Origin of the sequence: Streptomyces sp. NBC_01142, assembly GCF_026341125.1 — a bacterium.
Taxonomy (GTDB): Bacteria; Actinomycetota; Actinomycetes; order Streptomycetales; family Streptomycetaceae; genus Streptomyces.
In genome coordinates this window covers 17,858-31,991 of sequence record NZ_JAPEOR010000009.1, presented here as the reverse complement: position 1 = coordinate 31,991, position 14,134 = coordinate 17,858, and the positions used below count along the sequence as shown (strand labels likewise).

At 73.3% G+C, this 14,134-nt stretch carries 12 protein-coding genes; 10 read left to right on the top strand and 2 right to left on the bottom strand.

The genetic code is table 11. The features are described from left to right. The first annotated feature begins 57 nt into the window (after positions 1–57). The 6 genes from OG883_RS45805 (at position 58) to OG883_RS45780 (ending at position 3,680) form a co-directional block, all read left to right on the top strand. Positions 58–636 carry a hypothetical protein gene (locus OG883_RS45805; RefSeq protein WP_266554797.1) on the top strand — a complete coding sequence of 193 codons (579 nt, stop codon included), beginning with the start codon at positions 58–60 and terminating at the stop codon, positions 634–636. 99 nt (positions 637–735) lie between these two features. Continuing rightward, positions 736–1,146, top strand: a complete 411-nt coding sequence (locus tag OG883_RS45800) for a hypothetical protein (RefSeq protein WP_266554795.1) — start codon at positions 736–738, stop codon at positions 1,144–1,146. 86 nt (positions 1,147–1,232) lie between these two features. Beyond that, positions 1,233–1,622, top strand: coding sequence for a hypothetical protein (locus OG883_RS45795; RefSeq protein ID WP_266554793.1), 390 nt, complete (start codon positions 1,233–1,235; stop codon positions 1,620–1,622). A gap of 128 nt (positions 1,623–1,750) precedes the next feature. Then, complete coding sequence (locus OG883_RS45790) at positions 1,751–2,200, top strand: hypothetical protein (RefSeq protein ID WP_266554791.1); 450 nt, start codon at positions 1,751–1,753, stop codon at positions 2,198–2,200. Between the two features lie 197 nt (positions 2,201–2,397). After that, the gene (locus OG883_RS45785) at positions 2,398–3,051 is read left to right on the top strand and encodes a DUF3085 domain-containing protein (protein ID WP_266554789.1); all 654 of its coding nucleotides are present in this window, start codon (positions 2,398–2,400) and stop codon (positions 3,049–3,051) included. Positions 3,052–3,254: 203 nt separating this feature from the next. After that, positions 3,255–3,680 (top strand): hypothetical protein, encoded by a 426-nt coding sequence (locus OG883_RS45780; protein ID WP_266554787.1) that lies wholly within the window; start codon positions 3,255–3,257, stop codon positions 3,678–3,680. A 72-nt stretch (positions 3,681–3,752) separates the two neighbouring features. Here OG883_RS45780 and OG883_RS45775 read toward each other — a convergent pair whose 3' ends face one another. Then, on the bottom strand, positions 3,753–4,439 hold the full coding sequence (locus tag OG883_RS45775; protein ID WP_266554785.1) for a hypothetical protein: 687 nt from the start codon (positions 4,437–4,439) through the stop codon (positions 3,753–3,755). A gap of 446 nt (positions 4,440–4,885) precedes the next feature. Here OG883_RS45775 and mobF point away from each other — a divergent pair, with 446 nt between their 5' ends. The 3 genes from mobF to OG883_RS45760 all read left to right on the top strand — a co-directional run bounded on the left by mobF (position 4,886) and on the right by OG883_RS45760 (position 11,397). Further along, a complete protein-coding gene (gene mobF, locus OG883_RS45770; RefSeq protein ID WP_266554783.1) occupies positions 4,886–9,565 on the top strand; it encodes a MobF family relaxase in 4,680 nt (1,559 codons plus the stop codon). Positions 9,566–9,577: 12 nt separating this feature from the next. Next, positions 9,578–10,306, top strand: coding sequence for a hypothetical protein (locus OG883_RS45765; protein ID WP_266554781.1), 729 nt, complete (start codon positions 9,578–9,580; stop codon positions 10,304–10,306). A gap of 527 nt (positions 10,307–10,833) precedes the next feature. After that, the gene (locus OG883_RS45760; protein WP_266554779.1) at positions 10,834–11,397 is read left to right on the top strand and encodes a hypothetical protein; all 564 of its coding nucleotides are present in this window, start codon (positions 10,834–10,836) and stop codon (positions 11,395–11,397) included. A gap of 44 nt (positions 11,398–11,441) precedes the next feature. On the opposite strand, the gene OG883_RS45755 is transcribed toward OG883_RS45760, so the two are convergent. Beyond that, a complete protein-coding gene (locus OG883_RS45755; protein ID WP_266554777.1) occupies positions 11,442–13,757 on the bottom strand; it encodes a pentapeptide repeat-containing protein in 2,316 nt (771 codons plus the stop codon). Positions 13,758–13,939: 182 nt separating this feature from the next. Here OG883_RS45755 and OG883_RS45750 point away from each other — a divergent pair, with 182 nt between their 5' ends. Continuing rightward, on the top strand, positions 13,940–14,068 hold the full coding sequence (locus tag OG883_RS45750) for a hypothetical protein (protein ID WP_266554775.1): 129 nt from the start codon (positions 13,940–13,942) through the stop codon (positions 14,066–14,068). The last annotated feature ends 66 nt before the right edge of the window (positions 14,069–14,134 follow it).

Below are 14,134 nucleotides of genomic sequence, written 5' to 3'. Positions count from 1 at the left end.
GCCACGCCCAATTGACACAGCACCCTGCCCGCCTGCACACGAGCCCGGAGACCCCTCGTGCCTCATGCACCCAAGCCCCTGCCGGACCAGTGGACGATCCACCTCCACACGGCCCACAACCTGACGATCCTCACCCTCATCGACGGTGACGGCGTCCACCGTCAGATCACGTTCTCCCCCCTCACCCCGCCCGGCACCAAGGACCGCACCGTAGAAGCGTTGGAGGAGATCACCGAGCCCGAACTACGAGCTCACGCACAGCAGCTCATCGACACCTTCTACAAGCGGACCGCGACGGCTCAGGCGAACGCCGACGCCTTCAGCGCCGCTGTGCCAGACCTGCGTCAGCTCCTCAACCGGCTGAGCAGCACCACCCCCAGCGGTCAGACCAGCCTCACCCGGGCCAGTCTGACCGTCGACGACGACACCCTGACCGTCGTCCTCATCCTGACCGCCACCGGCCCCGCCGCAGCAACCCTGCTCGCCCTCACCGACCGATGGCCCCGCCCCACCGACCCGCCCGCTGACGGCGCCGACGGCGTCACCCAGGACCTGGACACCCACGGCAACCTGACACTGCGCCTCGACCAGACACACGCCGAACAGTTCCTCACCTGGTACCGGACCCAGCCGTAACCCTCCCCGCGCTGCGCCCCCAGCAGCCCCCCACGGCCCCGCCCCCGGACACCCCCCGGGCGCGGGGCCGCCGCCATCCACCAGCCACAGGAGCCGACCATGGTGCAGCAGTCCCGCCGTGAAACCCGCACCCCCGAACCCGACTTCACCAACCCCAGTAGCCCGCCCGCCCACGAACGCGAACGGGCCCGCACCCGCACCCTGGCCCGCGCCCTGACCCAGGCCCACCTGACCGTCACCGACGTCGCCACCGTCATCGAGCACGCCCGCCCCGACGACAACAACCCCTACCCCGACCGGTGCGCGGCCTGGCGCATGGAATGCACCGCCGACGGCCACCCCCTCACCATCCGCTACGACTGGCTCACCCCCACCCCGCACCTGCCCTGGACCGGCACCGTCCACGGCACCACCCACCGCCTCCCCGACAGCAAGGGCCGCTACTTCACCGGCACGGCGCAGCGCCTGGCACCGGTCATCCGCGCCCTCGTCCGTACCACCACCAACTGACCCCACCCGGTTACGCCTTGCCGCTCTAGCCGGCCGCCACCCCACGGTGAACCCACCACCAGCCGCGCCCCGATGGGAGCCCCACCGTGACGACCACCCTGCACCGCCCCCGCACCGTCACCGCCCGCATCGACACCGCCCCGCCCCCGCCCCGCACCGTCACCGCCCATCCGGAGGGCCGCGTCGTGACGGTCGAGCGCCGCCGACTCGCCCGCATCCCCAGCAACCGACCCACGACATCGACGTGGTGGCTCGTCGTGACCGAGACCGGTGAACGCCTCCTCACCCACTGCCCCGACACCTCCTACGCCTCCGTCAGCGTCTACCTGCGCGGCCTCATGGTCTCCATCACCGCCCGCAGCATCGTCGACCCGGCCGACCACCCCGACGTCCGGCGCGAGGTCCTCCCCGAGTACAGCCCCGGAGCCCAGTACTGCCCCCTCCCCTTCACCCACCCCGCCGTACAGCTCCGCTGACCGTGCCGTCCGCGCACCCATCCCCGGCCACCTCGCACCAGGAGGCCGGGGCCGCGCCTTGCCCACCTAACCGCCCGCCGCCCCACCCTCCATCCCATCAACCACCACCGCCCGATGGGAGTTCCACCGTGACGACCGCCGCGCCCCGCCCCCACACCGTCACCGCCCGCATCGACACCGCCGATACCGCCACCGCCCCGGCCGCGTACACCGCCACCGTCTACATGAACACCGTGTCCCACGGCCGCTCCAGCTACCAGCACCACCACCCGCTCGCCGAAGCCACCCGCCCCGACAACAGCCCCCTGCACCTGGTCTTCCACGCCAGCGAGCGCATCCGCACCCACGAGGACGCCGCCGACGCCGCCTACACCGTCGGCAACGACCAGGGCCCCGACGACAACGGCCAGACCTGGCCCCGCGATGTCCGCTCCGTCTCCACCGGCGACGTCATCAAGGTCACCGGCCCCGACCACTGGATCCTCCACCTCAGCGTCGACCCCACCGGCTTCTCCGCCGTCCCCGAGCCCACCACCCTGGTCGACCTCGCCGGAACCCGCGCCGCCCACCGCGACTGACCAGCCTGCCCCCCCACGGCCCCGGGCCGGGATACCCCGTCCCGACCCGGGGCCGCCCGCGTACCCGCACCCCACGCGGCGCGCCTTGCCCGGCTAACCCCCCGGCATCCGACCGTCAGTCCCGCCGCGCCCGTCCCCGGCATACGCCGCAGGCGGCCCCGCGCACCCATCCATCCCCACACATGCCAGGGACCGACATGACCAAGCACGCCCCCACCGCCGACAACACCCCCGCTGTCTCCGCCATCCCCGACAGCGTCGAGGCCCCCATGGACCACCCCGAGCAGGTCCGGCAGCTGCTCGCCCTGCCCGCCGAGCAGCGCCCCGACTGGCTCAGCAAGTACCTCGGCGACATGACCATCCCGCCGATCTCCGACACCAGCACCAACCCGCTGCTGGACGTCGTCATCGCCAACACCGCCTATGGGCAGAAGAACTGCACCCTCGTCTTCCCCCTCGCCAAGGTCCTCGCCACCGCCGAGCACGCGGCCGCCGCCGACGAGCACAAGCGCGGTTACGAAGAAACCGAAGCCGCGCCCCGCCTGTGGTGGGTCAAGGACGACGGCACCTACCTCATGAGCAACGGCCAGGACCCCACCGACACCCGCGACGACGACGGCCGCCTGCCCACCGTCGTCCACGCCGAAGGCTGGGGACCGGGCACCGACGCCCGCTCCGTCCTCGGCGGTGACGACTTCCGCGAATCCATCGACCTGACCACCCCCCTCGCCGACGACAACAGCACCTTGCTCGACATGCTCCGCAAAGCCGCCGCCGACGGCGCCACCCGCTTCAAGCTGAAGGCCGCTTTCGACGACCACTACATGAACCTGACCTACATCACCGAGTAACAGCACCCCGCCCCCACGGCCCCGTGCCCGGACACCCGTCCCGGCACGGGGCCGCTCCGCGTTTCCCGCCTGAGGCACCCGCCACCCCAACCCGTATCCCGCCTCCCGGCACCCGCGCACCCCACCCGCCCCACGCCCCTGCCAGGCCGCCTAGCGTCCGAACGAACCAACAGGCCAGGCCACAACCAGAAGGGGGGAGCGCCGTGAAGCACGAGACCACCATCAACGAACTCGCCCAGTACGAAGGTCTCTTCAGCGTCGTCGACCACATCACGGTCCCCGAGACCAACCCGGACACCGACATCACCGAGGAGGTCACCCTCCCCCCGCCGTCGCTCATCCGCCGCTCCCAGCGCCGCGACGACACCATCGTGTGGATACTCACCCCGCCCGGCATCCACGAACGCATCTTCGTCGCCGACCAGGCCCCCGTCATCGTCTACCTCAAGGACGTCGACTCCGGCCGCTTCACCGGCCACGTCCCCCAGCAGCAGGCCCCCGCCCAGCAGACCGCCGCGCCCGCCACCTGGCAACAGCAGCCCGCCGCCTATCCCGCCCAGCAGCAGGCCCCCACTCAGCCGACCGTGCCCCAGCGCCCCGCCGCCCCCTGGTCGAACCAGCAGAGCTGAACCCCGACACCGGACCCGGCCCCGGCCACCGCCCCCGCGGAAGCCGGGGCCGCTCCATGCCCGCACCCCACCTCACCGTGACGACTCCGGCCGCGCCCCGCCCACACCTCCCGGCGCCCCCGAAGGCCCGGCCGGCGGAGCGACCGGGGGAACGACCCGGGGAGGAGTCGCCAGAACGGCCGGAGCATTCACCGGGGGAGCGGCGACCGGCGCCGCACCCCCGCCGCGCGACACCGCGCCCGCCTGCCCCGGCGCGCGCACACCATCCCGCTGCTGCTCCCCGCCCGGCCCGCCCGCCGTCGCCTTCTCCGGGGCGTCCGCCTTCACCCTCTCCCGCATCGTCTCCGAGCCCTCCCCGCCCAGATCCTCACGCCCCAGCCGACGCAGCTCCTTGATCCGCTCCGCCCCCACACCCAACCGGCGCCCGCACCCGGCCACCGTCTCCCCGGCCTCACCCATCGCCAGCACCACCCGCGCCGCCACCACCCGCGCCGCGTCGATCCGCACCTGGCCGCGCTCACGCACCCGACGCAACTCCTCCTCCACCTCGGCGGCCACCGACGTCTCGTCCTCCACCGCCAGCTCGAAGTCGGCCACCAGCTCGTCGAACGCCGCCTCCTTACGCAGCCGCTCCGCCTCCGCCTCCTCCGCCGCCCGCCGCTGCTCCGCCATCCGCTCCGCGGCACGCTCCAGCGCCGCCCGCCGCCGCGCCAGCATCTCGCTGTTCTTCCCCTTGCCCTTGGTCCGGATTCCCGCCACCGCAGCCACCTCCCGGCCGTCCGGGCCCACCCCGTGGCGGGCCACCTCGCGCCAGTCTCAGCCGCCCACACGCCCGCCAACCCGCTGGAGCCGTCCGCGTCCCAGGCCGTAGCACGCCCGTCGCTGCGCCCGGTCCCGCTCACGGGACGACGTCCGAATCCGGCGGGGGAGAGGGGCCCCGGGGCGGGGCCGGTCCTGGTGAGGGGTGATGCCTGGGCCGGGGTGCCGGTGGGTGCCGGTGGTGTGTGGGTGTGTGGTCGCGGTCGGTGGCAGGTCGGTCGCCGTACACCTCTGGCACTTTTGACGCGCCGCCGTGCTCGAGGGCCGATTTCCCTTGCTGCGGGACGTGTTCGGAGGTTGCTTTTCGGGCCCTGGGAGGTTCGGGGCCCCGCGCCGGTGATGGCCCGCACCGACCTGTTACGCGGTGGTCTTCTGGCGTCGTGGGGATGACAGCGAACGCGTTCACCGCGGGGCGGGAGCGCTACTACCGGCGCAACATCGCCCTCGGCGACGGCGCCCAGGGCACCGAGCTGACGGTGTCCTCCAGCGTGCCGGGGGTGCCGCCCGGCGTGTGGCACGGGCAGGCCGCCCGCGCTCTGGGGCTGTCCGGCATCGTGAGCGACGCGCAGATGCGGGCCCTGTTCGGGCTCGGTATGCACCCCGACGCCGAGGTGATCGCGGCCCGCGAACTGAGCGAAGGGGCCTCGCGCAAGCGGGCCATGAAGGCGGCCAAGCTCGGGCCGGCCGTACCGCGCCTCGCTGAGTCATCCCCCCTCGACAAGGAGATCGAGGAGGTCCTCGCACATGTCAGTGAGCAGCTGTGCCGCCCGCTGACGAAGGCCGAGACGAAGAACCTGCGGATGCGGTGTGCGGCGCGCGCCTTCGAGGCCGAGTACCACCGGGCCCCGTCCGACGGCGCCGAGCTCGGCCGGTTCCTGGCCGCGCGGACCGGCCCGCAACGCCGCGCCCTGACCGGCTACGACCTCACCTTCTCCTCCGAGGAGCTGTCGCTGCTGTTCGCGCTCGGCGGCCCCGAGGTGCGGCGGATCGTCCTCGAGGTCCTGGCCCAGGCCCGCTCGGAGGCCCTGACCTGGCTGGAGAACCATGCGCTCGCGGTCCGCACCGGCCCGGGCGGCGTGGCCCAACAGCGGGCCGAGCCCGGCCTGCTCGCCACCGTCTACCTCCACTACGAATCCCGTGCGGGCGATCCGATGGTGCACGAGCACGCGGTCATATCCCCGCGCGTGAAAGGGCCGGACGGCCGCTGGCGCAACCTGGACTCCCGCCTCCTGCTGCGCGATGTCGTGGTCGCCAGCGAGCTGTTCAACCAGCGCTCCCTCGAGCTCGTCTGCTCCCGCCTGGGCCTTGCCACCGAAGAGGTCGAGGTCACCCCAGGCCAGCGGCCGGTGATGCAAATCGTCGGCATCGACCGGCGTCTGCGCGCCGCGTTCGCGCAACGCTCCCACGCGGTACGCACCATGGCGGACACCCTGTTCGACGACTACCGGCGCCGCCACGGCCGCCAGCCGGGCCGGCCGGCCCGCACCCGGCTGCAGTGGCAGGCGACCGTCAAGACCCGCCCGCCCAAGCGCCAGGCCCGCTCCCTGAACGACCTGCTCGCCGACTGGCGGCGCCGGGCGATCGCGGCCACCGACCGCGAAGTCGTCGACAACCTGCTCGCCACCGCGCAGGCCGCCGCCCACGCCAGGCCCGCCCCGGCCGCGCTCGACCTCGCCGCCGCGGCCGAAGACGTCCTGGCGGCGGTCTGCGAGCGCCGTACGACCTTTCGCCGCCGACACGTCCTGGCCGAGGCGCGCCGCTACCTGATGCGGACCCTGGCCGGGGCCACCGCCGAGCCCCAGGCGGCCGAGCAGATCACCGACCTGGTGCTCGCCCACGTCGACTGCCTGGACATCACCCCGCCCGAGATCAACCCCCCGCACCCCGAGCTGCAGCGCGCGGACGGCACATCCCTCTACCGGCCGATCGGGTCGCAGACCTACACCACCCACTCCCTGCTGGCGGCCGAGAACCGGCTCCTGGCCGCCGCGCGCCGAAGCGTGATCCCGCCGGTGGGGCGGGGCACCTTCGCCCGCATCGCCGCCCTGAACCGCGGCCCGATGGACGCCGGACAGCGCGCACTGGCCTCCTCCTTCGTCCTGTCCGAGAAGCTGCTGCTGGCAGGCCTTGGACCGGCGGGCGCCGGAAAGACCACGGCGATGCGTCTGGTGGCGAGGGCCGTGGACGCGGCCGGCGGCCGGCTGATCCCGCTCGCCCCGTCCTCCCGCGCGGCAAAAGTCCTCGGCGGCGACCTCAAAGCGCGCGCCCACACCCTGCACTCCTGGCTGCACCAGCGCGGCCGGGCGACCGAAGGAAAAACGGTCGGCAAGGACTTCCACCTACGGCCTGGCGACGTCGTCCTCATCGACGAGGCGGGCATGGCCGGCACCCTCATGCTCGATCGGATCCTCGCCGATGCGGCCGCCGCCGGCGCGGTAGTGCGCCTGCTCGGCGACCCCCACCAGCTCGCCGCCGTCGAGGCCGGGGGAGCCCTGCGGCTCATCTCCCGGGCGGGCGCCGCCGTCGAACTCGACCAGCTGCACCGCTTCCGGGCGGACGGGGAGGCCAACGCCTCCCTCGTCCTGCGCGACGGCGAGGACCACCGGGCCGCCTTCGACTGGTACCGGGACAAGGGCCGGATCGTCGCCGGAAACTACGACGCGATGTGCGACATGGTCTTCGCCGCCTGGGCCAAGGACCTGGCCAAGGGGCTCACCTCGCTGATGACGGCCGCCGACACGGCGACCGTGACCGCGCTCAACCTGCGCGCCCAGGCCTGGCACATCGAGGCCGGGACCGTTGACACCAGCCGGGCCGCCGCCCTGCGCGCCGGGCAGCACGCGCACGTCGGCGACGTCATCGTCACCCGCCTCAACCGCCGCCGCATGACCGTGCGCGGCGGCAGGGACTTCGTGAAGAACGGCGACACCTGGCGCATCCAGCAGATCCTGCCCGGCGGCGACGTGGTGGTCCGCCACACCCAGCACCGCGGCCGCATCCGCCTGCCCGCCGACTACATGGCCGCCCAGTGCGAGCTCGGCTACGCCTCCACCATCCACCGCTCCCAGGGCATGACAGTCGACACCTCGCACGCGCTGGCCTCAGCCCGCTCCAACCGCGAAGGCGTCTACGTCCAGCTGACCCGCGGGGCGCGCACCAACCGCCTCTACGTTGCGATCGAGGACGGCGACCGCATGGACGACGTGCTCGCCTCGATCGCCGCGAGGCGCCGCGCCCAGCTGTCGGCGACCGAGTCGATCACCGCCCTGCAACAGGAAATCGCCGCGCCCGGGCAGCTGTCCGCCGAGTTCGCCGACGTCGCCGAACGCGCCACCACCGCCCGGCTGACCGGCCTGCTCGAGCACGCCCTCGGCCCCGACCGGGCCGCGATGTTCATGGCCGCCGACGCCTACCCGGCCCTGATCCGCGCGCTCCACGACGCCGAGCGAGCCGGGTTCGACCTGCCCCGCCTGCTGGGAAGCACCGTGCCCAAGCGCGGCTTCGCCGACGCGGACGACCCCTCCGCGGTGCTCACCTGGCGGCTGCGCGAGCGCCTGCAGGACGCCGCCGAAGCCCAGCAGGACGACCGGCCCCGTCCCCTGGCCGCGCTCACGCTGACCCAACTGCACACCCTCACCCGGCTCGCCGCCTCCCACCGCGCCACCGCCCGCGAGGCACTCAAGGCCGCCGACGCCGCCTTCACCCACCTGCCCACCGAAGTCACCACCCGCGCCGGCCACACCCATCCCGCCTGGGACCAGCGGCCCCTCGGCGAGTTGACCCGCCGCGAGCTCGCCGCCCAACTGGCCCTCGTACGCACCCAGATCCGCCGCGCCCAGACGAACAAAACCCCGCTCTCCACCACGGCCCGGCACGTCATCGCCGACCTCACCCGCGAGTCCCAGCTGCGCCGCGCCCTCAACTGGCGCGACACCGCCCGCGAGGACTTCCAGCGCGAGCGGGCCACCAGCAGCGCCACCTCACTGGCCGCGATCCGCCGAACCCTGTCGACCCGGCGCGCCACCACGGCCCAGCGCCAGCACTCCGCGCGCGCCGCGCTGGCCCGCGCCGACGCCGTCTCCGACAAGATCTACGCCGAGCTGCGGTGGCGCGAGCGCCTGCCCGACCACGCCCCTCACCGCCCCAACCACCGCGGTGAAATACCCGACTGGGTCGCCGACTCCCGCGCCCTGGTCCACCGCGACACCCCCGAGCACTGGGTCACACACCTCGCCGAGCGCCACCGCATCCTGGCCCGCTCACTCGCCGACCGCGGCCACACCCTGGCCGCCGCCCCGCCCCCCTGGGCCCACCCGCTCGGCCCGCCGCCACCCACCAGCGCCCCCAGGCGCCGCCACGCGTGGGCCACCACCGCCGCACTGGTGGAACTGTGGCGCACCCGCCACGCCATCACCGGCGCCCCCGGACTGGGCCCGCGCCCCGCCGACCCCACCGATGCCGCGGCCTGGGACGACCTGGACGCCCGGGTACGCGCCCTGACCGGACGCCGCCGCCCGGTGCACCTCCCCCCATCCGACGCCCCCGCCTCGGTCATGATCGAAGCGGCCCTCAGCCACCTCGACACGCCGCCGCCCACCGGCCCCCTGCCCGACCACCCGGCCCTGCGCGACCCCTTCGGCGTCGCCCCCCTCTCCTACGGCGCACTGGACGCGCGCCTCGCGCGGCGTGCCCTGGCCGCCGTGCTCGCCGGCGAACCCCTGCCCGAATCCTGGATGGAGGAGATCACCGCACCCGGAGAGGACGACGAGGACGAACAGCGCACCTACACCAAGCTCCTGACCGCCATCGGCGACTACCGGCGCCGCCACCACCGCGCAGGCCCCGACGTCATGGGCCCGCGCCCCGCGGGCCTCGACGGCGAGGAATGGGACCACCTCACCGACGCCATCGACCTGTACACCCACGCCCGCGTCGAGCGCCGCCTGGAGCAGATACGCGAACGCACCGCCGCCGAACGCGCCGCCCTTCTGCCGCCGACCTCGCCGCTGCGCCAGCAGCCCCCGCCCGAGGCGCACCGGCCCGGCCACCGACCTCCGACCCGCTGAGAATGGACCGAGATGACCGCCACCCGCCTGGACATACCCGCCCCCCTGCGCCCCCGCTGGCGCCAACTGCCCCGCCTGGCCGCCCTCGCCCAGCGCCGCCTCGGCCCGCCGCCCATCCACCCCTGCACCCGGCCCGCCGCCTGCTGGCTGTGGCTGCTCGCCCTCGCCGTCATGCACGCCGGCGGCCGCGTCCTCGCCCACGGCACCGCCACCGTCTCGGTCACCGGCCCCCGCATGCCCTGGCCCCGCCGGGCCGCATACGCAGGTGTCCTCCTGCTGGGCATCGCAGTGCTCGTCGCCTGGCTCTGGCTGCCACTGCAGGCCGCCGCCTGGGCCGTCGCCCTCGGAGCGTGGCCGCTCGCGGCCTACGGGATCGCCATCGCCGTGATGTTCTCCGTGCCGGCCGAGACCGGCAACATGCTGCTACGCGCCCGCACGATCGTCCCGGTCACCACCACCGTCCACTATCTGCGCAACAGCACCGGCGGCACCTGGTGGGAAGCGGGCAGCCTCGTCGCCCGCGAAGACGACCCCGTCTCGGCAGGCCGACTGGTCCACCACGCGCTGCATCTGGCCGACACCCACGAGGCCGGACTCGTCGTCGTGCCCAACAGCCCCGCCGCCCACCGCGCCTACCTGCGCCGCGGGTTCACCCCCGGTCCGCTCAACCCGCGCATCCTCATCCGCCCGCCGCACGCACGCACCAGGGGCGACCGCAACAGCGCCCTGCCGCTCGCCTGAAGCCGCGCCCGGCACGGCGCAGACGGCCATGCCACGGGGCCGACATCGTGCGCTGATCAGGACGGCCCGGCTGAGGGCGGGGTCAGGAACCTGCATGGCCTGCGCTCTGCGGCGGTGTGCTGCCGACCGGGGGCTGCGGTGCCCCCGGGTGCGGCCAGGCTGATCCGTTCTTCCAGCGGCCGTTGCCGTTCGGGCCGCCGCTGTCGGTCCGTAAGCGCATCCCCAACCCCTTTGAGCTCACCGGTCCGTTGAGCGGTGCGACCTGTCGGGCCCGCATCCGGGACCGATTGCCACCACGGTAGGGCCGTGCCGGCCTCGCACGCGAAAAGACCCGAAAAGGTCAAGAGGTTGCTGCGTGGCTTCGCTCCACCGCGAAACGGGGACTCTGCCGTCTGGTGGGACACGGCCGCATCCTGCGGACTCACCGCTCGGGAAGACACCGCCCAGGCAGAAAACCTGCTGCCCAAGCGGCACGCGGGTAGCACATAGTGGATCGACAGCACCCCCCACACGAACGGACGGCCCGCGTGACGACCGCGTACAGCGAATCCTCCACCGAGCGCATCCCCGGGCGGGTCTGGACTGTCCGGCTCACCGGTTTCGCCGACCGCTCGGCCACCGTCACCTGCAGTACCTCGGCGTGCCGGATGCCGGCCCGCTCCAAGGATCTTCCGGCGCTGCGCGCCTTCGCCGCCCGGCATGCGGCCGCCCACGCCAAGGCGGCCACCCTGCGGCCCAACGCCGCCTGCCACTGCCGCGCCGACCGCTGCGCCGCCCACGAGGACACCAGGGTGCACTGCACCGGCGCCGCGGTGCTGATCCTGCGCCACGACCCGACCATCGGCCGGGTGTGGAGCGTCGAAGAGGTCTGCGAGACCTGCGCCCCCCTGATCCCTCACGCCAGGACCATCGCCCGCGCCCCGCGCCCACGGCCCGCAGCCACCGCCCTCAAGGCGCCCGCGCCGAAGGTCCCGGCACCCGCACGCGCCGGCGTGCCGGGCGGCTTCTCCTCCCCGTCCGCCCCCGCCGACGGCGACGCCCCGCGCCGCCGGCCCCGCCCGGGGCCGCGCCGCGGCGGGCAGACACGCTGACCACGGCACCGCAGCGCGCCACGATCACAGGTCCGCAGTCTTGGTCAGCCGGATGCTCGGGTGCGGCGCCGCAGAGTCAGCACCGCGAGCAGGACAAGCCCCGGCTCGGCCATGCGGCAGGACAGCTCGGCGTAGGTGCCCGCCGCGGTGAGCGGAATCGGGGACGGCCGCAGCAGTGCCGCGTGCAGGACGACCCGCAGCGACTGTTCGAAGCGCCCGGGCGTCAGCCGGTGCGTCAGAGCCTGGTCCGGCGGGACGGGGCGGGCACTTTGCAGACTCGTGGGGCTGCCGCGCAGCTGCGGGTCGATCGGGCTCTTGGGCAGCCCCCACAGCATCAGGACCACCATGCTGGCCGCGATGCTCGCGGCCAGGCACATCAAGATGCGCCTGACCCGCAGGCCGTAGCCGGACACGAGCCAGTGGAAAAAGAGGAGCAGCCGCTCGGGCAGGGGGTTCGCGGGGTCGTGGCGGCGGAACTCTTTCTGGCCGTAGGCGAAGTCCAGTGCCTCGGGCCGGTGCTGGCTCTCGGCGGCGCTGCGCAGCGACTGGTACAGGTAGTGCAGCTGCTCGGCGGCCAGGATCTCGGTACCTGCTGGCGCGGGTATCCAGCCCTGCCGTCCTCGTGCCGCGTGCCAGTGATGCTCCTCGGCCAGAGCCGCGCGCCGCTTGAAGGTCACCGGAAGTCCGCGGCGCCAGCGGACGCCGAGGGGCGTGGAGGCGAAGCGGCAGCGCCCCGAGAGGTGGATGAGGTCAAGGTGGAAGGCGCCGTTGAAGTGGCAGCGGGACAGATCGAGGTCCCTCAGGGCCAGGTGGGCGGCGTCCGTTCCCCTCAGGGACAGCAGGCGCACGGCTGGGTCGTCGTTCGACGGGTCGGCCACGGCCGACCCGTCCTTCGCCACCAGCGGGGAACCGGATGAGACGATCTCCAGGGGCCAGTTCAGCGCAACGTCCTCCACGATGACCTCGGCGTGGCGCAGCGTGAGCATCGAGGCGGATTCGAACCGGGTACGCCGGCACACCACGCGCGCCGCGGACGCCGCGACCCCGACGGGCCCGGTGAACAGTGCCCCGGTCAGGTCGAGCGTGCCCTCGCAGGTAAGGGGGCCGAGCTCATGCACATTGCCGAAGGCCACGCCGTTGAAGTCCGCGTTGGTGCTGAATACGGTCTGGTCGAAGGCGGCCTCCGCCGAGAACGTGCTGGCCTGGAAGCGCGCGTGACTGGCGAACGCGGTCGCGGTGAAGTCGGCGCGGCCGCCGAAGGTGCAGCCGGGGAACTCGGCACCTTCCGCAAAGGTCGCGCGGTTGAAGTGGACCTCCCCGAAGGAGACGTAAGCGAACCGGCCGAGTCGGAGACTGGCGCTGTCGAAGCTGGTGGTCCCGCTGAAGGTGACCTCGTCGAACAGGCTCTTACCGTTCCAGAGGGCTGCATTGAACCAGGCGTTGTCGGTGAAGGTGCTGCCGGTGAAGTCCGCGTCCGCCTCGAAGGTGGCCCCGGCGAAGTCCGTGTCGCCGACGAAGGTGACGTCGCTGAAGCTGCAGGGGCCTTTGAAGATCACGCGGGCGAAGTCGGCCTCTCCGGCGAAGCGTGCACTGTCCCACTGAGTACGGCCCAGGTGGGGCCGACCGTTGATGCGTGTGCGATTCAAGAGGTCTGTCAGGGCGTCGTGGGTGACCACGGTGCCGCGCAGGTCGATGTCTGAGCCGGGGCCCAGACTGTTGAGGTAGGCCTCGCGTTCACCGGCAGCGAGGTGCGGCAGACAGCCTTGATAGGGCTCAACCCGGCGTCCCAGGCAGTGCGGTGCTCCGCTCTCACACACCGGCCACGGCGGCTGCACGCGGACCGCTGCGGCAGCGGTCGTGATCTGTGCCGGGATCTGCACGGGGTCAGCTGGCTGATCGTGCTGTGGACCTGCCGTCCCATCCGGCTCCGGGCCCGGGACAGCAGGGGTCATCACAGAGACTAAACCCGCAGGCGTCGCGGCGTGGTCGGCTGCCAGGACCTCGTGGGGAAGACGAGGGCGGCCTTGCTGGCGGCGCTCCTCACGCGCCGCCATCCGCAGCGTCTCCCACCACTGCCAGGGCGTGGTGGGACGGCCCGACTTGCGGCGGGCCTGCTCCTGCAGAAAGTCGATCAGCGCCCTGAAACTGACTGGGTCGGAGGGCACCGACTGGCCGGTGAACCAGTCACTGAGGGTCGAGGACTTGAAGTCGACCCGCGGCGAATGGCGCTCTCCGTAGCGGATGATGTGCCCGTTGTCGCCCAGGCGAGCCTTGCCCTTGAGGTCTCGCAAGGCCGTGATCAACGCGGCCTGTGCGCTCGGTTCCTCCCCCGCCACCGCGGTCCTTTCTCCGGCACGCATCGTCCGGTCCGGATCCGGACCGGACGCGTTCTTGTGTCCGCAGCTCCCCTGTGTGAGCAGCGTAAACGGCTGCCGGACCGGATTTCCGGCGAACCGGAACATCGCCGGACGCCCTCCCGGCAGGGCCTCCTGAGAGCGCGGCCGCCCAAGGGGGGTGGGCGCTGACTCGGGAGGAGCGACACATGGAAACACGCAAGCCCAACCCTCTGCGAAAGCTCGCCCGTACGGCCGGCTGGGCCCTGCTGCGGGGCACGGTCACCGGCGCGGGAGCGCTGGCCGTACAGCTGGTATGGCAGTGGCTGTCCGCGTAACCGGGCGCCCGCCTGCCGCGACACCGGCAGGCGGGCGCCGCACCGCCGAAAACGGCGCCAGCGCCA

Coding starts and splice junctions, on each gene's coding strand:
- OG883_RS45800 (WP_266554795.1), top strand. CDS start 736: ATGGTGCAGCAGTCCCGCCGTGAAACCCGCACCCCCGAACCCGACTTC.
- OG883_RS45785 (WP_266554789.1), top strand. CDS start 2,398: ATGACCAAGCACGCCCCCACCGCCGACAACACCCCCGCTGTCTCCGCC.
- mobF (WP_266554783.1), top strand. CDS start 4,886: ATGACAGCGAACGCGTTCACCGCGGGGCGGGAGCGCTACTACCGGCGC.
- OG883_RS45765 (WP_266554781.1), top strand. CDS start 9,578: ATGACCGCCACCCGCCTGGACATACCCGCCCCCCTGCGCCCCCGCTGG.
- OG883_RS45755 (WP_266554777.1), bottom strand. CDS start 13,757: ATGCGTGCCGGAGAAAGGACCGCGGTGGCGGGGGAGGAACCGAGCGCA.
- OG883_RS45750 (WP_266554775.1), top strand. CDS start 13,940: ATGGAAACACGCAAGCCCAACCCTCTGCGAAAGCTCGCCCGTACGGCC.